Consider the following 21,298-nt stretch of genomic DNA (forward strand, 5'->3'; position numbering starts at 1 on the left):
AGCGTTAATCAGCTCTTTTTCCCATAGGGTAACAACCGTAAAACACTGGCCACGGCGCCTACCAAGGCAAATCCACACCCCAGCCACAGTGCATAGTACGGCCCGCTGCCCATGGACAGATGGAAGCATAAGGCCACTAACGATGCGCCCAACGTCTGCCCCAGCAAGCGCGAAATCGCCACGATACCGCTGGCCCCGCCGCTACGGGCCAACGGCGCGCTGGTCATCAACGCCTTGAGGTTGGGTGACTGGAAGAACCCGAACCCGGCCCCGCACAATGCCATGCGCCAACCAATATCAAACGCCGAAGCGCCGCTGCCCAATGTCGCCAGCGCGGCCATGCCCACGCTGAGCATCAGCAGGCCGATGCCGCACAGCACACCGAGGTTCACTCGGTCAGCCAGGCGCCCCGCCACCAGCGCCATCACTGCTACCACGGCCGGCCACGGCGTCATTAGAAAGCCGGTTTCCACCTGGCTATGGCCAAGCACCGCCTGTAGCAAAAACGGCAGCGACACAAACGCCAAGCCCTGAGCGCTGAACGCGCAAATCGCAGTGAGCGAGGACAAAGCAAACACGGGGCGCTTGAACAGGTCCAGCGCCAGCATCGGCGCCGGGTGCCCGGCCTGGCGCCGCAGCAACATTGCACCACACACCAAGGCCACGGCGATCAGGCCCAAGGTCAGCGCGCCCTGGGCGCCGTGCACCGCCGTACCCAAACCCAGCACCAGCAAGGCAAACAACCCAGCGCATAACACGGCGGCGAGACGGTCGAAGGCATGCCCGGTCATCGGCAGGGTCGGCAACGAGCGCAGGCCCAACCCCAGCGCCAGCAAACCCAACGGCACGTTGATCAGGTACAGCCAGTGCCAGGTCGCCACCGACAGAATCGCCGACGCGGCGGTCGGCCCGAGCGTGAACGCCAGCCCCACCACCAGTGAGTTATAACCCAGGCCCCGCCCCAGCATTTTTGACGGGTAGATGTGCCTCAGCAGCGCCGTATTCACGCTCATGATCGCCGCCGCGCCCAGCCCCTGCACCACCCGCGCCGCCGTCAGGGTCAGCAGCGAACCGGCCAAGCCGCAAAACAGCGACGACACGATAAACAGCAACAACCCGCCGAGATACACCCGACGATGCCCCAGCACATCACTGAGGGACGCAAACGGCAGCACCGTGGCGATAATCGCCAACTGGTAGGCATTGACCACCCAGATCACCGAGGCGGAATCGGTGCCAATCCCCTCGGCCAGGGTCGGCAACGCCGTGTTGACAATGGCCGTGTCCAGGGTCGCCATGCCGATCCCCAGGGAGATCGCGATCACGGCCGGCAGGCGTTTATTGGGGGGTAACCCATCGGCAACAGAAGACATGGACGGTCCGCGCAGGTGACAAAGGCGTTTAGATTAAAGGCTGCGACGGTTTTTTTCAGGGGTGGATTGGCTGGCTGTCAGGATTTTCATGTTCGCCAGTGTCCGGTTTTCGCCATGACGCCCACCGCATCGGCAAAACCGGCCTGGGGTGCAGTGTTCAAAGTGACCAGACCCACACAGCGGCTCGGCTTTAACGCCGCTGTACGCGTGGCCACTCGCCCACCCGCCTCCACACCCGCCAGAACAGCCTCGGGGATATGCAGCGCGTTCATCAGTTCCAGCACATCCTGGCCCTGCACCGCCTCATCCTGCTCGCGCAGGTACGGGACGATCACCCGGAAACCCTGGGCTGCCAACGGTCCGCTGACCGCTGCAAACGCGTTGACCTGCGCCGCCAATAAAATGATTGCGCGGCCGTCCTCCGGCCCGAACGCTTCATAACGCAGCTCCCCATCATCGATGCTCACCTGCTGCACTGCAAACGCCGGCGCGGCTATCACAACCGAGGCCAACAGCAAAAAACCACGACGATCAAACATGACTTACCCCCACAATTAATTCACTGCCCAGCCAACTGGCCAGGTATTCACCTGCCTGCATCACGCCCGCTTCTTCCCCCAGGCGCAGCACCAGGAACTCACACAGCCCGGCGAAACTGCCGTCGACCTGCAGACGTTGCAATGCCTGAAACTCCAGCGCATCCACCTCGCGCAAGCGCGAAGTGAACTGGCGCCGCCATACCAGCACGCCGCCCGGGTGTTCCAGCATCACCGCTTCGGGCGCAGGCGTTTCCTGCCACAACGCCGACCAGATGGCTTCAGCATTGGTGGTCAGGCCGTGGCAGCGCAATGAAGGCGTCAGTTGCAGCACCGCAGCGTCCCAATCCAGCTCGGCCAACGCCTCCAGCGCCAAAGGCTGTGCGTCGGCGGCGACAAAGGCTTCATTCAAGGCCGACTCGATCCAGGCCAGCTCATGCACATCCGGGTTGCGCGGGAACACGTTTTTCAACGTGGCGTAAAACCCCTCCGGATACGCGTCCAGCGTCCACGCGTGGGGCGGATGACTGTCTATGTGGGTGATGCTCGCGGCCAGGAAGGCTTCCTCACCGATCCAACGGCGCAGGTTAGGAAACGCCTGTTCCAGGCAGCCCACCAACTGCGCGCGGTAGTTGTTCTGGTACACCGCCAGACCTGCGTGGTGATTGCCGAGCAACTGCGCGGATTCGTCCGACGCGCTGACCAACCAGCTGCGAAACGTCTGCTGCAATTCGGCCAGGTTCATCGCTGCGCTCCCAGGGTTCGGGCCATCGCCAATTCCTTGAGCAACTCGGCAAGCGGCGGAATCTCATCATCGCGCTCGATCATGGTCGCCACCGGGCCCAGCCGGGTCATGGCCTGGGCGTACAGCTCCCAGACGCCCGTGCACACCGGACTGTCATGACTGTCGATCAAGATGTCCCGGCCCTGACTATGGCCAGCCAAATGCACCTGGCGTACGCGTTCAGCAGGGAGGCCATCAAGAAACGCCAGGGCATCGAAACCGTGGTTGCTGGCACTGACAAACACATTGTTGACGTCCAGCAGCAATTCGCAGCCGGTGCGCCTGGTCATCGCCGCAATAAACTCCCACTCGGTCATGGAGGCGCCCTCAAACGCCAGGTAGCTCGACGGATTTTCAAACAGCATCGTGCGGCCCAACACATCCTGGGCCTGGTGGATATTGGCGCAGACCCGGTCCAGTGCTTCGTCGGTGTACGGCACTGGCAACAAGTCATGGGAATTGAAGCCCCCACTGCGCGACCAACTCAGGTGGTCAGAGACAAACAGAGGGTCAATTTCATCCACCAGCGACTTGAGTCGCTTCAAGTAATCCGCATCCAGCCCTTCGGCGGTGCCGATGGACATGGACACACCGTGCAGCGCCACTGGGTAGCGCTCGCGGACCTGACGCAGGATGTGTCGGGGCTGGCCGCCCGCGACCATAAAGTTTTCGGAGATCACTTCGACGAAATCCACGGGCACCAAGGTCTCCAGGAAGTCGCAATAGTGCTCCTTGCGCAGCCCCAGGCCGTAGCCTGAAAAGTGAGGGTTGGATGTCGACATGACGGATCTCCGCAAAGAATAAGTGGCGAGCCCGCAAGGGGCTCGCCGGGTAGATTACTTCGGCTCAGTCAAGGTGCCGCCGGCCTTCAGGCACTCGGACGGGGTCTTGACGATCACGCCTTCGGCCTTGCAGCTGTTGAGGCCTTTGCAGTCGTTCTTGGCGGTGGCGCACAGGCTGGTGCCTTTGCAGGTGTTGACGCCGTAGCAACGGCCGGGTTTTTCCTGCTGGTCGGCGGCGCTGGCGGCCGTGGCGAACGAAGCGGAGGCCATGGCGATCAGGGCAGCAGCGGCAGCGAGGCTCAGACGGGATTTGAGTGCAGTGTTCATGGGTGTTTCTCCGGGGGTTGGGGTGAATTACTTGATGACAGAAGCAGCGTCTTCGATGACTTTCGCCACAGCCTCAGGCTGGGAGATGTACACCGAGTGGCTGGCTTTGATTTCGGTGACCTTGGAACCGGCACGCTTGTACATCCAGCGCTGCAGGTCCGGGCTCAGGGCACGGTCTTCGGTGGAGACCACCGCGTAAGTCGGCTTTTTGTGCCAGGCCGCAGCCCACACGGTGCCGCCGAACAAGGCAGTGGTGGCCGGCACTTGGGAGGCGGCCATGAAGTCGGTGCGATTGGTGGTCAGGTCAGCGGCAAAGTCGGCGTTGAACTTGGTGCGGTCGAAGAACAGGTGACCGTCGCGGCTGGCCTTGATGTCATCGCTGGGCGCCGGCATGGAGCCGATCAACTGGGCCATGTTCTCGCCCACTTCCGGCTGCAGCGCCGAGACGTAAACCAGCGACTTGACCTTGTCGCGGTCGCCGGCAATCGAGATCACCCCGCCACCGGAACTGTGGCCCACCAGCACCACCGGGCCGACCTGCTGCTCCAGCACTTCACGCGCCTCGGCCACATCGGCGGCCAGGCTTTCGTGGCCCTGATGCACCACGGTGACCTTGTAGCCCTTGTGAATCAGGATGTCGTGCACCACACGCCAGCCGGAACCGTCGACAAACGAACCGGGCACGATCACCACGCTTTTACCGGTGCCGGGCTGCGGGGTATCTGCCGCCTGGGCCAGCATCGGAACCGTCAGGGCCACGGCAATGGCCAGGGAAGAAAGCATACGCATTGGAAAACTCCATCAAAGTTAAGAACGTTTGCCCAAGATCAGGCGGTCCAACGACCAGGCCCCACCGCCGTACGCCAACAGCGGCAACAACAGGCCCGCCCAGGTCAGGTGCACCGGCCAGGCGGCGGGGTACACAAACACCTCGATCACCAGGGTCATGCCCAGCAGCGCAGCCGCGGCCGGACGGGTCAGCAGGCCCAGCACCAGCAACAACGGGAACAGGTGTTCGGCGTAAGTCGCCAGGTGCGCGGCCCAGTCCGGCGGGATCAGCGGCAAGGCGTATTCCGAACGGAACAGCGTGTAGGTCGACGGCTTGAGTTCAAGAAACCCCGTGACCTTGGTGCGCCCCGACAGGAAGAACACCGCCGCGATCGCCACCCGAGCCACCAGCAACAGCAGGGCTTCGGGGAGCAGGCGCTGGATCACGGCTGCTCCGTGAGGCTGCCGAAGCCTTTAGGGGTCTTGATCTGGGTGCAGGTGCCTTTGTCCACCAGCACCCAGGCGTTGCCCTGGTAGTCGGTGGTGGAGGTGGCGGCGCACGAGGTGCCAGCGCCTGCGGCGCAATCGTTGGCACCGGCCAGGGCCACGCCGAAGCATTTTTCCTGGGGCTTGGGTTCATCGGCATGGGCCACGGCCGCGAAGGCGCTGAGGGACAGTGCGAGGGTTGCCGCGAGGGCTGCGTAAGGACGCTTCATGGGGTGAGTCTCCTGGCTTGACTGATTGTGGCCAGGGCGCCTTGGGGTCCGTGACCGCCTGCGCCAGCTGGTGAACAGAGTTAAAGCCAGGCGTGTATCCGGTCTGTGTCGCGAACGCGATAGAACATCATGCGGGTGTATCAGAATGGTGCGGGGATACAGTTCGATACACAGTCAATAAAACAATGCCAAAACCCCGGCGATTTATTCGGCATCCCGAACGACACAATTAGAAATATTCGCCTTTCCGAACGCAGGTTGTTTCAGGTCGCCGGCGACCGCAAAAATCACCATAAATTTCATGCGGTTGTTGTCATGTTTGTTACATGCCAACTGGCATACATTCTGCTTTATCCCTATTTCTAGTAATAAAATGTTTCAGCTCTGAGACAGTCTCATCCCCTGAAACAAGATTCGCGACCTCACCATAAAAACGACCATGCCCCAAAGGAGGGCGGCCATTCAGGCCTTTGATCGACATCAACTTTCCAAGACTGCTGCTGCACATCTGCACCCCAAAAAGGGCGAACGGCCAGATCGCCGATAACAAGCCCGACTATAAAAAGGACGATTTGATGAGCTCGAGCAAGAACCACGCAGTGTCCTTCCTGGACGCAGACCACCCCGCGCCGGCCACCCCCGACAGCACCATTGGCTTTGGTCCCTTTCTATTACTGGCAAGGCAGCATGTGTTGTTGCGCAATGGCGAGCCCGTGAACCTGGGCAGCCGCGCGCTCTACCTGTTGATTGCGCTGGTGACCCGTGCCGGCGAATTGCTGGAAAAGTCCGAACTGATCTCCTTCGCATGGCCCAAGGTGGTCGTGGAGGAATGCAACCTGCGCGCGCAGATCGTCGCGTTGCGCCGAGCCTTGGGCGACGATGGCAACTTCAGCTATATCGTCACCGTGCCTGGGCGAGGCTATCGCTTCGTCGCGCCGGTGACCGTGCAGGTGGCCGGTGAAGAGAACCTGCCGGGGCCCTATGTGCGAGTGGAAGAGCCCAGCCTGCCGACGCCGACAGCCGAGGTCATCGGCCGCGATACCTTGATCGCCAGCCTGGCCGACCAGGTCATGAGCCAGCGCTTCGTCACCCTTACAGGCCCCGGCGGTATCGGCAAGACCACCGTGGTCATAGCCGTTGCGCAACGCTTGACCGCAGAGCTCAACCTGAGCAGCTGTTTTGTCGACCTGGCCCCGGCCACGAGCGGGCAATGGGTAGCCGGTATGCTTGCCAGCGCTCTGGGTATTCAAACCGTCAGCGAAGACCCGCTGCATTGCGTGGCCGCCAGCCTGGCCAACAAGCGTTTGCTGCTGGTACTGGATAACTGCGAACACGTGCTGCCGGCCACCGCCGCCGCCGTGGAAATCCTGCTGCGCAGCGCCCCCCAATGCCATGTGCTCACCACCAGCCGAGAACCGCTGCGCGCTGAAGGCGAACGGGTGCACGACCTGGCGCCGCTGGAGGTGCCCGACGAACGCGCCAGCCTCAGCGCCAGCGAAGCCCTGGCCTGGTCTGGTGTGCGGCTGTTTGTGGACCGCGTGCGTGCGCTTGACCCCGACTTTGTGTTCGGTGATGCCGATGTTGCAGCGGTCTGCGCGATCTGCCGCAAACTCGACAGCAACGCCCTGGCCATCGAGATTGCCGCCGCACGGGTGCGCACCTTTGGCATCCAGGACCTGGTGGGCCTGCTCGATGGCAGCTTCCGCCTGCAAATGACCGGCCGCCGTACCGCCCTCGCCCGGCATCGCTCATTGAGCGCGACCCTGGATTGGACCTACGCCATGCTCAGTGGCGACGAGCAAGCGATGCTGCGCCAACTGGCGGTGTTCACCGGCTCCTTCACCCTGGATGCGGTCAAGGCCATGACCGCCAGCAGCAGCCTCGACCCACGCAACGCCCTGCCCTTGCTTGAAAGCCTGATGGACAAGTCGCTGCTGATCGCCGGTGAATCCAAGGCGCTCAAGCGTTATCGCCTGCTGGAAACCACGCGTGCCTACGCCCTGGAAAAACTCAGCGAACAGGGCGAAACCACCTCCACCTGCCAACGGCATGCACGCTATGCCCTCGGCGTGTTGCAGGAAGCCGGGCAGACTCTGGACGGGCTGTCCCCGCAAACGTGGCTGGCCCTCTACGGCCCGGAGATCAACACCATCCGTACGGCACTCGACTGGGCCTACTCACCCTCCGGCGACCTGCCCCTGGCCATCGAGCTGACCCTGGGCGGCGTGCCATTGTGGTTGCGTGTGTCCCTGGTAAGCGAGTGCCGTACCTGGGTCGACAAAGGCCTGGCCAGCGACGCCCTTATCCCGCTACCGTTGCGTCAGCGCATGCTGTTGCAGACCGCCCTGGCCAGCGTGCTGATGCTCACGTATGGCACCGGCGTCGCAATGCGTGAAGCCTGGCGCCAGGTGCGCGAAGACGCACGTGACCTGGGCGACGCCGAGCACAAGTTGCGTGCCCTGTGGGGCTTGTGGACCGACCGCTGCGGCTGCAACCAGTATGCCGAAGCGCTGGAACTGGCCGAACGCTACATCGCCTTGAGCAGCAACAGCAGCCACCAACTGCTCGGCAAACGCATGCGCGCCGTGTCGCTGTTCCATATGGGCGACCTGTTTGGCGCACGACTGAACATCGACGAAGCCCTCGGCTCGCCGTCGGCGCCGCGCTCGCACATCATCGACGTTCACTTCGACCAACGCATCGCCGCTCGCTGCCTCAAGGCCAAGGTGCAACTGCTTGAAGGCGATGTCGAACCGGCGCTGGGCCTGATCGGCCATTGCGTCGACGAAGCCATCTCCCTCGACCATCCCGCCACCCTCTGGTACACCCTGTGCCTGGGCGCAATTCCCCTGGCCCTGCTGGCGTCCAACCTGCCGAAAGTGCGCTATTACCTGGGGCTGCTGCAAGACAGCACCACCGGCCAGGACCTGCACATCTGGCGGCAATTTCGCCTGTGTTTCGAGAGCATCCTGCTGATCCGCGAAGGCTCGCCGGAAACCGGTGTGCCGCAACTGGGCGAAGCCCTGCACCACCTGCAAGGCCAAGGCGACAGTCAGCTCTACAGCCTGCTGCGCTGTGAGTACGCCCTCGGCCTGGCGCGCCTGGGCCTGGAAAAACTCGCCCTGGAAGTGCTGGAGGACACCCTGCAACTGGCCCTCGGCCGGCATGAACGTTGGTTCGTGCCGCAAATGCTGCGGATCAAGGCGCAACTGACCCTGCGCCAGGCTCACTATGGCTCGGTGGACAAAGCCAAAGTGCTGCTGCGCCAAGCGTGGGTGGACGCGCAATTGGCGGGCGCGCACTTCTGGCGGGCACAGATTGCGACGGATCTGGCGCGATTGCAGGAACCCAAATTGCGCATTGCTTCCCTGCCCCGCTTCCAGCACCGATAGAAACGTAGATCTGAAATAACCGACTGTTATGGTGAGCGGGCTTGCCCCGCTCACTACAGAAAGTGACAAGGTCATTTCACAGCTGTGAAAGCTTGTGCGATCTTGCCAAAAACCGCCTTTTCATCCCGCGCCAACGTCTAATATCGAGTCCTCGTGCGCCCCCACTCACATGGACTGAAGAATGATCAACCGACCCGAGAAAGCCGCCTCGCCCCGCGTAGCTGAAACCCGTGCGCCGGAACGTATTTTTGATGCTGCGCTGAACAAGGCCAAGACCCTGGCAGCCACTGGGGCCGGCGACAAACAGCCCAAGCCGGACGACTACAAGGAGGTCACCGCCCTGCCCGCCAAGCTGGATATCGACACGCTCAAAGTAGTGTCCGAAGACAAGGACGCCGGGGTGATCTATTTCGAGCAGGACGGCAGCAAATTCAAGATCACCCGCGAAGGCGCGGAAAAGGTCCAGGAAGGCTTCGATCTGCTCAAGGGCCTGCACTTCGGCCACGCCGTGGCGCCGGTCAATCAGGGCGGGCCGGATGAAGGCACGCCGCTGTACGACCTGCTGCACACGCTCGCCGAAACCCAGAACACACCGGCCGGCAAGGCCATCCGCGAGGCCCTTGGCAACCCCGACCAACAGCTGCTGCGCGAAGATGACCCTACCGTGCGCCTGGCTAACATCAAGTCGGTGGGCGAAGCCAAGGACGGCGTGGTCAAGGTCACCCTGGAAAACGGCCAGACTCTGGTCATTTCAGAGACGCTCACGCCCGAGGCCTTTGCCAGCTACAACAGCGCCGGCGTGACCAAAGAGGCACTTGACGACGGTAAGGCCAAGGGCTTTGAGGAAGTCACCAGCCTACCCGGCGACCTGGATTTCAGCCAGCTCAACGTGGTGTCCGAAGACCCCAAATCCGGGGTAATCCTGTTCGAGCACCAAGGCAAGAAATACATGATCAGCCAGTCCGAAGCCGCGTTGCCGCAGCCCGGCGCGGACCTGAGCAACCCCAACCCCAACGCCGGCAGCAGCCTCTACAACTTCCTGCATGCGGTACACAAAAGCGAAGGTTCACAGGCCTTCGACTACATCAAGAATGCCCAATCCCTGCCCGGCCAGGAACTGCTGCGCAAAGACGAAGCCAGCCTCAAGCTCAGCGATATCAGCAAGGTCGATGCGCCCATGGACGGCATCCTGGTGGTCAATGGAACTGACGGCAAACTGCTGGTGGTGTCCAAGGACATCACCCCCGACGCCTTCGCGGCCTACACCACCAAGGGCCAGACCCTGGCCGGTATCGAGAAGGCCAAGGGCGACGGCTACAGCCTGGCCGGGCCGGATGCCTACCTGGCGTCCACCGAAGACATCATGAGCGTTGGCGGCGCGGGCGATTACGGCCCTGGATTGATCGCCTTCACCCAACACAAACCGGGTGGCGCGGAAGAAAAAATCGTCGTCAGCGAAGACACCAATCCGCAGATGTTCGAACAGATCTCCGGCTATCGCACCGACATCGCCCAGCAGACCACCGACGTCGACAAACTGCGCGCCGACAACGGCTTGCCGCCGCTCAAGGACGTATCCGTCGACAACCTCGCCACCACCGAAAAAGACGAAAGCGGCAACCCGTTGAGCGTGCAGGACCTGTCGATGAAAACCCTGGTGGACAGCTACCGCGCCGGGGTCAAGGACGGCAGCATCGGCAAGGACGATCCGCGCGCCAAATTCCTGCGCGCGGTGGAAGCCAAGAGCATGGCTGACAACGGCATGTCGATCATTCCCGAGCATGGCTTCGGCAACCACGGCATCGCCACCACGCCTATCGACGTAACCTCGCGGGATGTGCGCGACAACATCTTCGACACCCAGTCCATCGACAAGACCATCAGCGAGCTGCTGGGCGATTCGACCATCCAGGCCGACATCAAGGCCAACCACGATGCGGCCCTGGGTAAAGTCGATGGAGGACAGGCCAAGGTCGACGAGGTGCACCAGAAGCTGATCGACAGCACCTCCTCGGAGAATTTCACCAAATACATCAAGACCTTGCAGGACGACGGCAAGACCGAACTGGCCACCCAGGAAATCCAGAGCGCCTACGCCGCGCTGGCGGATATCGACCCGGCCAAGGCCGACAACTTCCTGCAGAACCTGCAGATCGACGGCTACACCGATGCCGTTGAAAAGCTGATGGATGACCCGAGCAAGATCAGCGACGACAACACCGCCCTGGCGACCACCGACAACACCCTGGCCATCCTCTCGATGCTCAAGGGCGGTGCCGATGGCCTACCGCGCCAGGCGCTCGGGGTGTATTCCAAGTTCGTCGACCAGTTGCTCAAGGACAAGGGAGCCGCTGCCGACTTCGGCAAAGCGATGATTTCCCTGGGCGACACCTGGCAGAAAAACGGCGTGATCAGCTTCAGCGACATCGAACACGCGGTAAGCAAGGAGATCATGCCAAGCCTCAGCGAAGAGAACCGCAGCGCGTTCGTGAAGAACTTGACCTTCCTCAAGGACAACGGTGTGCTCGGCTCGGTGGGCGGTGCCATCGGCATGGGCCGCATCGTCTACCAACTGGCGGGCCAGGGCGGCAAATTGGCCGACACGCCGATGAAGCGCCTGGGGATAGCCAACGACTTCCTCGGTTTCCTCGGCACCGGCTCGCACTTCGCCACCCTGGGCCTGAAGGTCTACGACAAGCTGCGCGGCACCAACGCCTACAAACTGATGGGCTTCGACCGCTCGCTGCCCGACCTGTGGGCCAAGCCCGGCGAGGGTTACCACGCCCTGCCCAAGGACGCCGAGGCGGTGCAGAAGAAGTACTTCGAGATCGTCGACCAGGCCATGGACGACGGCAAGGACGTGGGCAAAGTGCTCAACAGCGGCGGCTGGAGTGATGAAGGCGCGAAGAAGGTCCAGGAAGGCATCGAAAAAGGCATCGCCAGCCGTGGTGGCGTGGCCGGTGCCGGCTTTGGCGCCAAGTTCGCCAGCAGTGCGATCAAGGTCATCGGCGCGGCCACCGACGTCGTGGGCGGTGTGATCAGCGTGGTCCAGGCCGCCTTTACCCTGCGCGATGGTGTGCGTGAAAAAGACCCGGTGAAAATCGCCTCCGGCTCGCTGTCCATGGCCGGCGGTGTCAGCAGCCTGGTGGCGGCAGGTGGCGGCGTGCTTACCACTCTCGGCGTCACCGGTCGCATCATTCCATTCCTGGGGCCCGTAGGGTTCCTGATCTCCGGCGCGCTATCGTTCGTCGGCGCAATCCTCAGCACCGTGCAGTCGCACAAGCTGCACAAGATCTCGATGCAGAACTGGAACCAGATCCAGGACTTCAAGCAGGACGGGCTGCTCAAGCCAAACGGTGATGAAGCCTATGTGTGGCTGCAGACCTACCTGTCCGACTGGGGCCAGCGCGATGCGCCGCAGGACCAGAGCATCTTTGATTTTCGCAAGGAGGAATGGGATGCGCGCTCGAGTATTCGTGGTGGCGATCATCGGCGTGCTCACCCGGATTACATCGGCGACGGAAACAACCGCAATTCAGAGGACTACAAATACTCATTGAAACCGTCGGAGTGGACCAATGACAACCACGACATTATCTGGCGGGTGGGGGATGGTTACGGTGGCGAATACCACGATGTAGACAAACCATGACGCACTGACACACCCCAAAACCAACGTGGAAACGGGCTTGCTCGCGAATGCAGTAGATCAGTCGATAAATCCGTTGACTGACAAACCGCCTTCGCGAGCAAGCCCGCTCCCACTATTCGACAGGTGCTGGATCAGATCAGGCGTGCAGCCACCAGCCAATCCGCCACAGCCTGGAAGGAGGCATCCGGCACCGGGTCGCCAGGCACGGTTTTGCGTGCAATTTCCGCCGCCAGGGCCTTGTCCGGCGCATGGGGAATCCCCAGGTCATACGCCTCCTGCAACATCAACAATGCCTCCTCCGGCGATGCCCGGCACACGATCACCGGCACCGGCGTTTCCCCGCGCACATAGCGCACGCCAATCACCCAGCCATCGGTGGTGCCGATCATCATCGAGGCGCGGTTCAAACCCAGTTTGGTGGCCAGCGCCTGCATTTCGTTGCGCTGGCGCCGGCGTTCGCTCTTGATCAGCGGGTCGCCGTCGATGTCCTTGCGTTCACGCTTGGTTTCGCTGCGGGTCATCTTCATGTCGCGACCGAACAGCCAGCGCTGCATCATCACGTCCACCCCGCCCACCAGAATGAATGCGCAAAGCACGGTGAACACCAGCGGCTTGAGTACCAGAAAAAACGTCGATTCCATGCACTCGGCACCGCAGCGCGACGACTCCATCAGCGCCTGCAACGCATGCTTGCCCACCACATAGAACGCGATTGCCAGCACTTGCACCTTGATCAGGCCCTTGATGAATTCCACCAGGTTGCGCAGGGCAAAGATCTTTTTCATGCCCTCCGCCGGGTTGATGCGCTTGAACTCGGGTTTGATCGGGTCCACCGAAAACACAAAACCACGCATGGTGATGATATTGGTCAGGATCACCACGCCGGTGGTCACGGCCATCACCGGCAGGGTGATGCCGATCACCAATTGCTCGGCATGGTCGAGCACCCGTGGCCACACCGTGGCAAACGGTTCGATATAGATCTGCGCGGTGAGGTCGATCAGCGCCGTGACCTGGGCCTTGGCCCGCGGCGCGAGGATCGAGATGCACAGGGTGCAGAACAGGATGACCATACCCGACACCAGGTCCTGACTTTTGGCGACCTGGCCTTTTTTGCGCGCGTCCTGGAGTTTTTTGTCCGTGGCCGGCTGGGATTTCTCTTCGCTGGTATCAGCCATGGGCTACTCCATGCCGGCCAGGGTCTTGAGCAGTTCGACGGTGCCGCGAAATTCCGCCAGTTGGTCGAGCATCAGCGGGATCAGAAAGCCGATGTAGATCACCATCAGGATCGTGAAAAAAAGGTTCTTCACCGGTAGCGAAAGGTCGAAGATGTGCAGGTTCGGCGCCATGCGCGACAAATAGGCAAGCATGAGGTCCGTCACCAACAGCGCGATCAGCAACGGCGAGACCATCAGCACGCCGACGCGCATGATCTGGTCGAGGATCGACAATACCGCCAATAACGCCGAGCTGGCGAACACCGGGGTGAACGAGGTGACCGGCCACAGCTGGTAGCTATGGTAATACCCGTCAACCATCAGGATGAACCCGCCGGACATGAAGAACAGCGTGATCAGCATCACCGTGAGCAACGTCGCCATCACGCTGGATTCCCCGGAAGACAGCGGGTCCACCAGTTGGGCCATCGTCGAACCACGTTGCAGGTCGATCAACTCCCCCGCCACCTCGGCGGCCCAGAACGGAATGCCGAACAGCAGGCCGATCAAAATGCCGATGAGGAATTCCTTGATCAGCAACCCAGCGATAAACACGCTGCCGTGTTCGGGCATCGAGGTCAGCGCTTCGAACACCGGGAAGAACATCGGGATGGAAATGGCCACGGCCACGCAGCCGCGAATCATGCCGGTGAGACCGAGTCGATTGAACACCGGGGTGATCACCACCACGCCCATGGCGCGGCAGGCGGCAAGCGAAGCGGAACTGATCACCGGGTAGGCGACCTCCAGGAATTGCGCGGTCAGGCTGGCGTCCATGGGCGGTCAGCGCGTCCACATCGGAAAATTGTCCAGCACCTGGCCACCGAGTTCCGCCACCTGCCCAGCCAGCACCGGGCCCAGGAACACGATGGTCAGCAGCACCGCCACCAGCTTCACTACCTGGGGCAGGGTCTGGTCCTGGATCTGCGTCAGCGCCTGGAACAGGCCCACGCTCAACCCCACGACAATTGCCACCCCCAGCGCCGGCGCGGAGAGCATCAGCACCGTCATCAGTGCCTGTTTCATCAATGACAGGAATACGTCCTGGCCCATGGGGCGTGCCTCAGCCGTAACTCAGAATCAAACCGTGCATCAAGCGCGACCAGCCGCTCAAAGACACGAATAAAAAAATCTTCAGCGGAATGGATATAAGGTTTGGCGAGACCATCGACATGCCCATCGCCATCAGCACGTTGGACACCAGCAAGTCCACCACCAGGAACGGGATGTACAGCAGGAAGCCGATCTCGAAGGCGCGAGTCAGTTCCGAACTGACGAATGCCGGAATCAACACCACCAGGTCGTCATCACGCAGGTCGGCGCGGGCCTCCGGCGACCAGATGGTCTCGGTGGCCTGCACGAAAAAGCCGCGCTCGGATTCATTCGCGAAACGCTTGAGGTGCGCCTGCAGCGGTGGCCGCAAGGCGTCGCCCAAATCCTTGAGTTGCTCCACATGCTCAATGTTGAGGTCACGCCCCTCCACCTGCCGGTACATGTCGCCAATCAACGGCGTGGTCACGTACACCGAGAGGATCAGCGCGATGCCATACAGCACCAGGTTCGGTGGGGTCTGTTGCACGCCGAGGGCGTTGCGGATCAGGAACAACACCACCGAGATCTTCATGAACCCGGTGAGGGTCACCACCGCCAACGGGATCAGCCCGATCGTTGCAACGACCAGGATGATCTCGATCAGGTTCGGCTGATAACCGGTCATGGGGTGGCGAAACTCAGCAGGCGCACACCCAGGCCGTCACCGATCTTGACCAGTTGGCCCTGGCCCACGCGGCGCCCGTTGACCATCAGGTCGACGCTGTCCACGCCCGGCGTACTGAGCTGCAACAGGCTGCCCGCGCCCAATTCGCGCAGTTGCGCCAGGGTCAACTCCAGGCTGCCTACCTGGCACACCAGTTTCAATGGCAGGTCATCCAGCGCCGTGGCGGCATCAACATCGGTCATGGTGTTCTCCGGTTCCAGAAAGGGGGCTTTCAAGGCTTCCTGCAGGCGCAGGACTTCGCCCTGGTATTGGCAGCGAGCCTGCAGGCGGCCGTCGAGGTCGAGCAACAGGCCGGGGCCTTGTTCCAACATCAGCACATCGCCCCAGCGCAGGCTGCGCAGTTCGCCAAGGCTCAACCACTGCCACCCCGCTGTAACCGTCAGGGTCTGGTGCAGGGCCAGCAACGGGGCGGGTTCGGGTTGGGCGTACTGCGCGAGTAACTGCGCCACCAATACGGCTGCGCTTTCGCTCAGGTCTAGTTGGGCGCTCATTGGGGGCTGGTTGGCGAAGGTCAGCTGCAGCGCCAACTGCACGGCGAACAGGTCATGGCTCTCGCCCGCATCGAGCAACTGCACCGGCTGGCCGAGCAATGGCTCCAGGGTCTCGATCAGGTCCAGCAGCGCCAATTCCAACAACAGCGAACGTGGCAACGCGGGCAGTTGCTGCACGTCAAAAGGCAACGCCAGCGGCAGCAGCAGTTGCTCCAGCGCAGCAGCGGACAAACGCAGGCGTACCGGGGCGCGGCCGATTAACAACAGCACATCGCGCGGTGCCGCGAGGGCTTGGGGTTCGCCAGCCCAGCTCACACGCAGCTCCTGCCCGGCGCAACGGCCTTGCCAGGCTCGGCGGCGGCGGTGCAATTGGTTATGCAGCGTCAGTAACGCCGGGTCGTAGTGGGTCAGCCACGGCGACAATGGATCGGCAAGGGCTGGAATCATGTGCCGGTGCCTTCATCACGCAGCTCGCCGACGCGACGTTCATCGCATTCACGGCCTTCCAGCAGGCTTTTCCAGGCGTCGGACTGACGCTGGCGGCTCAGGCGTTCCTGGCGGAACAGGTCGCGCTCGCGCTCCTGGCTTTCGAGCGTGGTGGACACATGGGTCACGTCGTTTTCCAGTTGCTGCTGATCGTCCGACAGCCCGCGCAAACGGTCCTGGGCTGCCTGCCAGCTGGCTACCGACAGGCCTTCGGTGAGCGAGGCATACACCTGGCGCGCTTCCTCGGCGATGGCTTCACGGTGCAGGCGCAGTTGCTCCTTGGCATCGGTGAGCACGCCATGAGTCTGTTCGCAGCGCTGTTGCTGCGCGGCCAGTTGGCTGGCGGCGCGTTGTTCACGCAAGACCCGCAGGGTTTGCAGGGTACGCAGTTGCTCGGTTTTCATCCGATGTTCTCCTTGTTCATGCCAACACCCGGCGCATATGGGCCAGGGTCTGTTCCAGGTTGCTCGGCTCGCCTGCGTTCTGGCGCAGGAAGGCTTCGATGGCGGCGTGGCGGTTGATCGCTTCGTCGGCCAGCGGGTCGCTGCCGGCGGAGTATTCGCCGACGCGGATCAACATTTCGATCTCGCCATACCGCGCCATCAATTCGCGGATGCGCATCGCCAGGCGCTTGTGTTCATCACCGGCCACCTGCTCCATCAAACGGCTGCGGCTGCGCAATACATCCACCGCCGGGAAGTAGTTGCGCTGGGCCAGTTCGGCGCTGAGGGCAATGTGCCCGTCGAGGATTGAACGGGCCTCCTCGGCCACCGGATCACTGGCGGCATCGCCCTCGGTGAGCACCGTGTACAACGCGGTGATGCTGCCGGTGGGGCCGGGGCCGGCGCGTTCCAGTAGGCGCGGCAAAGCCGAGAAGAACGACGGCGGATAACCACGGCGGGTCGGCGGTTCGCCCACGGCCAGACCGATCTCGCGCTGGGCGCGGGCGAAGCGGGTCAGGCTGTCCATCAACAACAACACGTTGCGGCCCTGATCGCGGTGGTATTCGGCCAGGGCGGTGGCAACGAACGCCGCGCGCACCCGCTCGGCCGCCGGGCGGTCCGAGGTGGCAACCACCGCCACGGTGCGTGCACGGGCCAGGGCGTCGAGTTGGACGTCGAGCAATTCGCGCACTTCCCGGCCCCGCTCACCGATCAGCCCGATCACGATGACATCGGCTTCGCTGTTGCGAATGATGCTGGCGAGCAACGAAGACTTGCCCACGCCAGGCTCACCAAAGATGCCCATGCGTTGGCCCTGGGCCAGGCTCAGCAGGCCATCGATGGAGCGAATGCCAAGGGCCATGGAACGCACGATCAACTGCCGGGAAAACGGTGCCGGGGGTTCGGCGTGCAGCGGGTAATGCTGCAGCGCCACGGTCGGCGGGATGCCGTCGCCGTCGAGGAAATCGCCCATGGGGCTGATCACCCTCCCCAGCTGCGCATCACCCACTGCTACGCCCAGGGTCTCGCCGGTGGCGGTAATTTGAGTGCGCGTGGACAGCCCTTCCATGGAGCCGATGGGCGACAGAATCGCCTCGTCACCGTCAAAGCCGATCACCTCGGCACTCAGGCTGCGGGCGCTGCCGGGATCACGCAGTTGGCACAGCTCACCGATGCTCGCCCCGGCCACACTGGCCCGCAACAGCACACCGCGAATGCTCAACACCGTGCCGTGCATGGGTCGCAAGCGTGCCTGGGCCAGGCGCCCGCAGAGGCGTGGCAATAGCTGGTCCAGGTTCATGCCACACCCTCTTCGGCGAAGGGCAACAGGCTGCGCCGCAGGTTTTGCAATTGGGCTTCGAGGCCCAACTCCACGGAGCCCGCCGGGCTGCTCAGGCGAGCCTGGCCGGCGCTCAGTTGCTCATCCGCGTCCACCGCAATCGCCAGTCCCTCCAGCTTGAGGCGTTGGCGCAGCGCATCGACCTCCGCCGGCGGCACCCACAGGGTCAACGCCTGGTCCTGGCGGAACGCGCTCAAGGCCTGGCGGGTACTGCGCACCACACGGTCGGCGTTGTCCAGCTCGCCCAGTACTTCACGCACGATGCCCAGGGCCAGGTCGGCCAGGGACGCCTCCAGGCTGCTCAAGTAGTGCTGCACCTGGGACTGGGTGTTCAGCAGCAATTGCGCCACCTGTTCAGCCCCGGCTTGCCGGGCGCTTTCGAAGCCTTCGGCGCGGGCGCTGTTCAGCCATTGCTCGCCGTCGGCTTTGATCTGCTCGGCCTGGTGCTTGGCCGCTTGCAGGAAGGCAAAACCGTCGCTCCATAACGCGGCTTCTTCAGCGCGCAGGATGCGTGCAGTGGGACGGCTCGGCAATTCACTCATGAGGCAATGTCCTCGGCCAGCAGGCACGCGGCGGCGGCCTGGACGATTTCCAGATCACGGGGCACTCGGGCGCTGTGGTCCTGGGGGAAGGCGAACCGCAAATGCAACCAGCCTTGCCAGTCGGCATGCTGGGCGTGCAGCCAGGCGGCGACACAGCCTTGGCCATCGCGGTCGATGGCCTCGATCAATTCGGCAGGATCACGCAGTAAATCCGCTGCGCCTCCGAGTGGGCGCAGGGACAGTGCCGAAACGAAGACTTCTTCGCCAAGCCCTTCACGCAGCTCGTTGACCACTTCGCGACGGATCTCCCGGCTCAGGGTCGCGGCATGCCAGATCGCCCCGCACAGCCTTGGCAAGCGAGCAAACTGCGCGGGCGACAGCAGCAGTACCGACAGATCAGCCGCCAACGGCGTGACCAATTGGTCCATGGGAGCCAGTTGATAATGGCTGACGAGCAACTGCTCCAGGCGCTGTTGAAAACGCGGCTGGCCCTGCATCGCCTGCAGCACGGCGTCGGGCAATTCATCGGCAAAACACGCGCCCAGGCTAGGCCCGCGCACGAACTGCAAGGGCTCGGCGATCAGCCCCTGCAAGCGTTCGAACAAGCTCATTCACCCTCCTTGAGCACATACAGCGCCTGAGACTGGCGACGTGCCCATTGCTGACGGGCCAGCACACCCAGGGCGCCAAGCGCGATCAATAACAAGGCACCAAACATCAGCCGCGCCTGGGGCAGGTTGTCTTCCAGCAGCCACAGGCCCATGAAGCGGGCCAGACGCGGTTGCGCGGGGTTTTGGCTGATGGCGACTGCGGCCTTGATAGCGGTCACCGATACGCCGTCATAGCTCAGCCCGGAAATACCGTTGGCCACCAGGGTCTTGATCTGCGGGATCAGCGTATTGATGTCGGTACCTGGGTCGTAGCGCACCAGTACTGAGGCCGAAGACGGCGAGATCACGCGCTTGAGCAAATCGTTATCCGGCAGTACCACATGCACGCGGGCGGCGACGATGCCATCGATCTGCGACACCGAGTGGGACAGCTCTTCGCTCAGCGCATAGATCATCTGCGCCCGCTCCTGCACCGGCGACGACACCAGGCCATTGCCCTTGAACACCTCGCCCATGTTGGAAAAGCTCTGCTGCGGCAGGCCGGCGTTATCAAGCAGGGTCATGGCTTCGGCAAAGCGCGACTCATCAACCACCACCTTGAGCTGGCCGTTGTCCTGGGCCTTGCGTTCCGCCGGGATGCCACCGCGCAGCAGCACCGCGACCATGGCGTTGGCGTCGCGCTCGCTGAGGTTGGTATAGAGGTCGGTGTTGCACGCTTGCAACAGGCTGGCCAGCAGGCCGATCAGCAGCAGGCGCAGGGCGCGGTTGGGGCTTGGCATGGCGTTATTGGCCCTTGAGCAGTGTGTTGGCGGAACCGGAAATCTGCGTCGCACCGCGCACCACCATCTGGGTTTCGATGGAGTAGTCGAACATCTTGCCCAGGGAGTGGACGATCTGGTCGACCTGCTGCTCGCCGACTTTTTTCCCCGGCTCACCTTGAGGCGAGGCACTGGCGGTGCGGATTTCTGCCGAGGCCGGTGGCGGCGCCGACGGGTTATTGGTGAGCAGGTCGGCGCGCTCGGAAAACGCCCGCGTACGATCGATGAAACTGTTCATGCGCTCCATCAGACCCGTGCCGATCTGGTGCGGGCTGGCGCCTTCGGGCATGCCCTTGGCGGTGTTGGCCATGTGCTCGAACAGGTTCTGCGAGGCCCCGGCGGGCCCCGCGCCGGCAGACGGCGGCAACGCCGAAGCGCCGGCGGCGAGACTGATAGTCATAGGCGCTTCCTACTCTTCGTCGTCATCGGACATGGCGTCGTTCAGCAGTTCCTGCATCTTCGGCATGATGATGAACTGACCGCCGATGGTGACGGCCTGGGTGATCAACGCATCGGTGAACTCGGGGTCATCGGCTTCGTTGGGTTTGTTAGCGGCCTTGGCATTATCCACCGCGGCATTGAACTTGGCTTCAGGGCTGGCGCCACCAGGGGCGAGATTGCTGTCTACGGCCGTTACGGACATGGTGCTGCTCCTTTACTGGGTTGGGGTTTCGGTACTGACTTGCGCGCCACGGAACACCCGTACCCCGCGCTCGCGTGCCACCGGGGCGGCCACGACCTTGGGTTGCAGGTGATCCACATGTTGCTGCACCAGCGCCAGGTACGGCGGTGGGCCGGACACAAACACTTCGTCGCCCTCGGGTCCGTTGCGCATGGACAGCTGCTGGCCGAACACATCGAGGTTGCTGAGGTAGGCCTGCAACTGGTCGAGGTCCAGGGCACTGGCCTTGAACAGCCGGGTAGCGATCTCGTCGCTGGCGTTGAGGTACAGCAGGTTGCCGTCGAAGTACCAAGTGAGGCCGTTGGTGCTGCACAGGGTCTGCAGGAACTCACCGGCGGTGGCGCCGCGAATCGTGCTGCGCGCCTTGCCGCGCACCTTGTCGGAGAGCACCAGGGGCACGTCGAGGTTGTGGCCGAATTCTTCCAGGGCGCTGCGCACATCCTGGTCCACCAGCACGTAGGCGTAGGGTTGGGAGAACCATGCGGGTTCTTCGGCGGCGTTGGCAAAACAGCTGCCGAACAGGCATAGGACAGCCAACAAAAATATGCTTACATGGCGTCCG

General features: G+C 62.7%; 23 protein-coding genes. 2 read left to right on the top strand and 21 right to left on the bottom strand.

Annotation, left to right across the window (positions count from 1 at the left end):
• Positions 1-8: 8 nt before the first annotated feature.
• The 8 genes from LVW35_RS16985 to LVW35_RS17020 all read right to left on the bottom strand — a co-directional run bounded on the left by LVW35_RS16985 (position 9) and on the right by LVW35_RS17020 (position 5,286).
• Positions 9-1,373 (bottom strand): MFS transporter, encoded by a 1,365-nt coding sequence (locus LVW35_RS16985; RefSeq protein WP_233891210.1) that lies wholly within the window; start codon positions 1,371-1,373, stop codon positions 9-11.
• Positions 1,374-1,459: 86 nt separating this feature from the next.
• The gene (locus tag LVW35_RS16990; protein ID WP_233891211.1) at positions 1,460-1,912 is read right to left on the bottom strand and encodes an alpha/beta fold hydrolase; all 453 of its coding nucleotides are present in this window, start codon (positions 1,910-1,912) and stop codon (positions 1,460-1,462) included.
• Positions 1,905-2,654 (bottom strand): HvfC/BufC N-terminal domain-containing protein, encoded by a 750-nt coding sequence (locus LVW35_RS16995; RefSeq protein WP_233891212.1) that lies wholly within the window; start codon positions 2,652-2,654, stop codon positions 1,905-1,907. The genes LVW35_RS16990 and LVW35_RS16995 overlap by 8 nt, the downstream gene beginning before the upstream one ends.
• Complete coding sequence (bufB, locus tag LVW35_RS17000) at positions 2,651-3,475, bottom strand: MNIO family bufferin maturase (RefSeq protein ID WP_233891213.1); 825 nt, start codon at positions 3,473-3,475, stop codon at positions 2,651-2,653. Before bufB ends, LVW35_RS16995 begins: the two co-directional genes overlap by 4 nt.
• Positions 3,476-3,529: 54 nt before the next feature.
• On the bottom strand, positions 3,530-3,802 hold the full coding sequence (gene bufA2 / locus LVW35_RS17005; RefSeq protein ID WP_233891214.1) for a BufA2 family periplasmic bufferin-type metallophore: 273 nt from the start codon (positions 3,800-3,802) through the stop codon (positions 3,530-3,532).
• Positions 3,803-3,829: 27 nt separating this feature from the next.
• Positions 3,830-4,591: an alpha/beta fold hydrolase gene (locus tag LVW35_RS17010; RefSeq protein WP_233891215.1), complete on the bottom strand. Its 762-nt coding sequence runs from the start codon at positions 4,589-4,591 to the stop codon at positions 3,830-3,832.
• Positions 4,592-4,609: 18 nt separating this feature from the next.
• On the bottom strand, positions 4,610-5,017 hold the full coding sequence (locus LVW35_RS17015) for a DoxX family protein (RefSeq protein WP_033901356.1): 408 nt from the start codon (positions 5,015-5,017) through the stop codon (positions 4,610-4,612).
• On the bottom strand, positions 5,014-5,286 hold the full coding sequence (locus tag LVW35_RS17020) for a BufA1 family periplasmic bufferin-type metallophore (protein ID WP_010209548.1): 273 nt from the start codon (positions 5,284-5,286) through the stop codon (positions 5,014-5,016). The genes LVW35_RS17015 and LVW35_RS17020 overlap by 4 nt, the downstream gene beginning before the upstream one ends.
• Before the next feature lie 575 nt (positions 5,287-5,861).
• On the opposite strand from LVW35_RS17020, the gene LVW35_RS17025 reads away from it, so the two are divergent.
• Positions 5,862-8,678 carry an ATP-binding protein gene (locus tag LVW35_RS17025; RefSeq protein ID WP_233891216.1) on the top strand — a complete coding sequence of 939 codons (2,817 nt, stop codon included), beginning with the start codon at positions 5,862-5,864 and terminating at the stop codon, positions 8,676-8,678.
• A 181-nt stretch (positions 8,679-8,859) separates the two neighbouring features.
• Positions 8,860-12,330: a hypothetical protein gene (locus LVW35_RS17030; RefSeq protein ID WP_233891217.1), complete on the top strand. Its 3,471-nt coding sequence runs from the start codon at positions 8,860-8,862 to the stop codon at positions 12,328-12,330.
• 131 nt (positions 12,331-12,461) lie between these two features.
• Here LVW35_RS17030 and LVW35_RS17035 read toward each other — a convergent pair whose 3' ends face one another.
• From LVW35_RS17035 to LVW35_RS17095, 13 genes are read right to left on the bottom strand one after another with little or no spacing between them, the layout of a single operon-like run.
• A complete protein-coding gene (locus tag LVW35_RS17035) occupies positions 12,462-13,508 on the bottom strand; it encodes an EscU/YscU/HrcU family type III secretion system export apparatus switch protein (RefSeq protein ID WP_233891218.1) in 1,047 nt (348 codons plus the stop codon).
• 3 nt (positions 13,509-13,511) lie between these two features.
• A complete protein-coding gene (gene sctT / locus LVW35_RS17040) occupies positions 13,512-14,324 on the bottom strand; it encodes a type III secretion system export apparatus subunit SctT (protein ID WP_233891219.1) in 813 nt (270 codons plus the stop codon).
• Positions 14,325-14,330: 6 nt separating this feature from the next.
• On the bottom strand, positions 14,331-14,600 hold the full coding sequence (locus LVW35_RS17045) for an EscS/YscS/HrcS family type III secretion system export apparatus protein (RefSeq protein WP_233891220.1): 270 nt from the start codon (positions 14,598-14,600) through the stop codon (positions 14,331-14,333).
• A 10-nt stretch (positions 14,601-14,610) separates the two neighbouring features.
• Entirely contained in the window at positions 14,611-15,264 is a 654-nt protein-coding gene (gene sctR, locus LVW35_RS17050) for a type III secretion system export apparatus subunit SctR (protein ID WP_017137580.1), read from the bottom strand.
• Positions 15,261-16,262 carry a type III secretion system cytoplasmic ring protein SctQ gene (gene sctQ / locus LVW35_RS17055; RefSeq protein ID WP_233891221.1) on the bottom strand — a complete coding sequence of 334 codons (1,002 nt, stop codon included), beginning with the start codon at positions 16,260-16,262 and terminating at the stop codon, positions 15,261-15,263. Before sctQ ends, sctR begins: the two co-directional genes overlap by 4 nt.
• Positions 16,259-16,705 carry a hypothetical protein gene (locus tag LVW35_RS17060; protein ID WP_233891222.1) on the bottom strand — a complete coding sequence of 149 codons (447 nt, stop codon included), beginning with the start codon at positions 16,703-16,705 and terminating at the stop codon, positions 16,259-16,261. Before LVW35_RS17060 ends, sctQ begins: the two co-directional genes overlap by 4 nt.
• A 16-nt stretch (positions 16,706-16,721) precedes the next feature.
• Entirely contained in the window at positions 16,722-18,044 is a 1,323-nt protein-coding gene (locus LVW35_RS17065) for a FliI/YscN family ATPase (RefSeq protein WP_233891223.1), read from the bottom strand.
• Positions 18,041-18,625 carry a FliH/SctL family protein gene (locus tag LVW35_RS17070; protein WP_233891224.1) on the bottom strand — a complete coding sequence of 195 codons (585 nt, stop codon included), beginning with the start codon at positions 18,623-18,625 and terminating at the stop codon, positions 18,041-18,043. The genes LVW35_RS17065 and LVW35_RS17070 overlap by 4 nt, the downstream gene beginning before the upstream one ends.
• The gene (locus tag LVW35_RS17075; protein WP_233891225.1) at positions 18,622-19,236 is read right to left on the bottom strand and encodes a type III secretion protein; all 615 of its coding nucleotides are present in this window, start codon (positions 19,234-19,236) and stop codon (positions 18,622-18,624) included. Before LVW35_RS17075 ends, LVW35_RS17070 begins: the two co-directional genes overlap by 4 nt.
• Positions 19,233-20,015 (bottom strand): type III secretion system inner membrane ring lipoprotein SctJ, encoded by a 783-nt coding sequence (sctJ, locus tag LVW35_RS17080; protein WP_233891226.1) that lies wholly within the window; start codon positions 20,013-20,015, stop codon positions 19,233-19,235. Before sctJ ends, LVW35_RS17075 begins: the two co-directional genes overlap by 4 nt.
• Before the next feature lie 4 nt (positions 20,016-20,019).
• Complete coding sequence (locus tag LVW35_RS17085) at positions 20,020-20,454, bottom strand: hypothetical protein (RefSeq protein WP_233891227.1); 435 nt, start codon at positions 20,452-20,454, stop codon at positions 20,020-20,022.
• A gap of 9 nt (positions 20,455-20,463) precedes the next feature.
• Positions 20,464-20,697, bottom strand: a complete 234-nt coding sequence (locus LVW35_RS17090) for a hypothetical protein (RefSeq protein ID WP_233891228.1) — start codon at positions 20,695-20,697, stop codon at positions 20,464-20,466.
• 12 nt (positions 20,698-20,709) lie between these two features.
• Positions 20,710-21,273: a type III secretion protein gene (locus LVW35_RS17095; protein ID WP_233891229.1), complete on the bottom strand. Its 564-nt coding sequence runs from the start codon at positions 21,271-21,273 to the stop codon at positions 20,710-20,712.
• Between the last annotated feature and the right edge of the window lie 25 nt (positions 21,274-21,298).

This window comes from Pseudomonas sp. HN11, from assembly GCF_021390155.1.
Classification (GTDB): Bacteria; Pseudomonadota; Gammaproteobacteria; order Pseudomonadales; family Pseudomonadaceae; genus Aquipseudomonas.

What these genes read in the sequence shown, in the direction of transcription:
- LVW35_RS16985 (WP_233891210.1), bottom strand. Translation starts at nt 1,373, where the DNA reads ATGTCTTCTGTTGCCGATGGGTTACCCCCCAATAAACGCCTGCCGGCC.
- LVW35_RS16990 (WP_233891211.1), bottom strand. Translation starts at nt 1,912, where the DNA reads ATGTTTGATCGTCGTGGTTTTTTGCTGTTGGCCTCGGTTGTGATAGCC.
- LVW35_RS16995 (WP_233891212.1), bottom strand. Translation starts at nt 2,654, where the DNA reads ATGAACCTGGCCGAATTGCAGCAGACGTTTCGCAGCTGGTTGGTCAGC.
- bufB (WP_233891213.1), bottom strand. Translation starts at nt 3,475, where the DNA reads ATGTCGACATCCAACCCTCACTTTTCAGGCTACGGCCTGGGGCTGCGC.
- bufA2 (WP_233891214.1), bottom strand. Translation starts at nt 3,802, where the DNA reads ATGAACACTGCACTCAAATCCCGTCTGAGCCTCGCTGCCGCTGCTGCC.
- LVW35_RS17010 (WP_233891215.1), bottom strand. Translation starts at nt 4,591, where the DNA reads ATGCGTATGCTTTCTTCCCTGGCCATTGCCGTGGCCCTGACGGTTCCG.
- LVW35_RS17020 (WP_010209548.1), bottom strand. Translation starts at nt 5,286, where the DNA reads ATGAAGCGTCCTTACGCAGCCCTCGCGGCAACCCTCGCACTGTCCCTC.
- LVW35_RS17025 (WP_233891216.1), top strand. Translation starts at nt 5,862, where the DNA reads ATGAGCTCGAGCAAGAACCACGCAGTGTCCTTCCTGGACGCAGACCAC.
- LVW35_RS17030 (WP_233891217.1), top strand. Translation starts at nt 8,860, where the DNA reads ATGATCAACCGACCCGAGAAAGCCGCCTCGCCCCGCGTAGCTGAAACC.
- LVW35_RS17035 (WP_233891218.1), bottom strand. Translation starts at nt 13,508, where the DNA reads ATGGCTGATACCAGCGAAGAGAAATCCCAGCCGGCCACGGACAAAAAA.
- sctT (WP_233891219.1), bottom strand. Translation starts at nt 14,324, where the DNA reads ATGGACGCCAGCCTGACCGCGCAATTCCTGGAGGTCGCCTACCCGGTG.
- LVW35_RS17045 (WP_233891220.1), bottom strand. Translation starts at nt 14,600, where the DNA reads ATGGGCCAGGACGTATTCCTGTCATTGATGAAACAGGCACTGATGACG.
- sctR (WP_017137580.1), bottom strand. Translation starts at nt 15,264, where the DNA reads ATGACCGGTTATCAGCCGAACCTGATCGAGATCATCCTGGTCGTTGCA.
- sctQ (WP_233891221.1), bottom strand. Translation starts at nt 16,262, where the DNA reads ATGATTCCAGCCCTTGCCGATCCATTGTCGCCGTGGCTGACCCACTAC.
- LVW35_RS17060 (WP_233891222.1), bottom strand. Translation starts at nt 16,705, where the DNA reads ATGAAAACCGAGCAACTGCGTACCCTGCAAACCCTGCGGGTCTTGCGT.
- LVW35_RS17065 (WP_233891223.1), bottom strand. Translation starts at nt 18,044, where the DNA reads ATGAACCTGGACCAGCTATTGCCACGCCTCTGCGGGCGCCTGGCCCAG.
- LVW35_RS17070 (WP_233891224.1), bottom strand. Translation starts at nt 18,625, where the DNA reads ATGAGTGAATTGCCGAGCCGTCCCACTGCACGCATCCTGCGCGCTGAA.
- LVW35_RS17075 (WP_233891225.1), bottom strand. Translation starts at nt 19,236, where the DNA reads ATGAGCTTGTTCGAACGCTTGCAGGGGCTGATCGCCGAGCCCTTGCAG.
- sctJ (WP_233891226.1), bottom strand. Translation starts at nt 20,015, where the DNA reads ATGCCAAGCCCCAACCGCGCCCTGCGCCTGCTGCTGATCGGCCTGCTG.
- LVW35_RS17085 (WP_233891227.1), bottom strand. Translation starts at nt 20,454, where the DNA reads ATGACTATCAGTCTCGCCGCCGGCGCTTCGGCGTTGCCGCCGTCTGCC.
- LVW35_RS17090 (WP_233891228.1), bottom strand. Translation starts at nt 20,697, where the DNA reads ATGTCCGTAACGGCCGTAGACAGCAATCTCGCCCCTGGTGGCGCCAGC.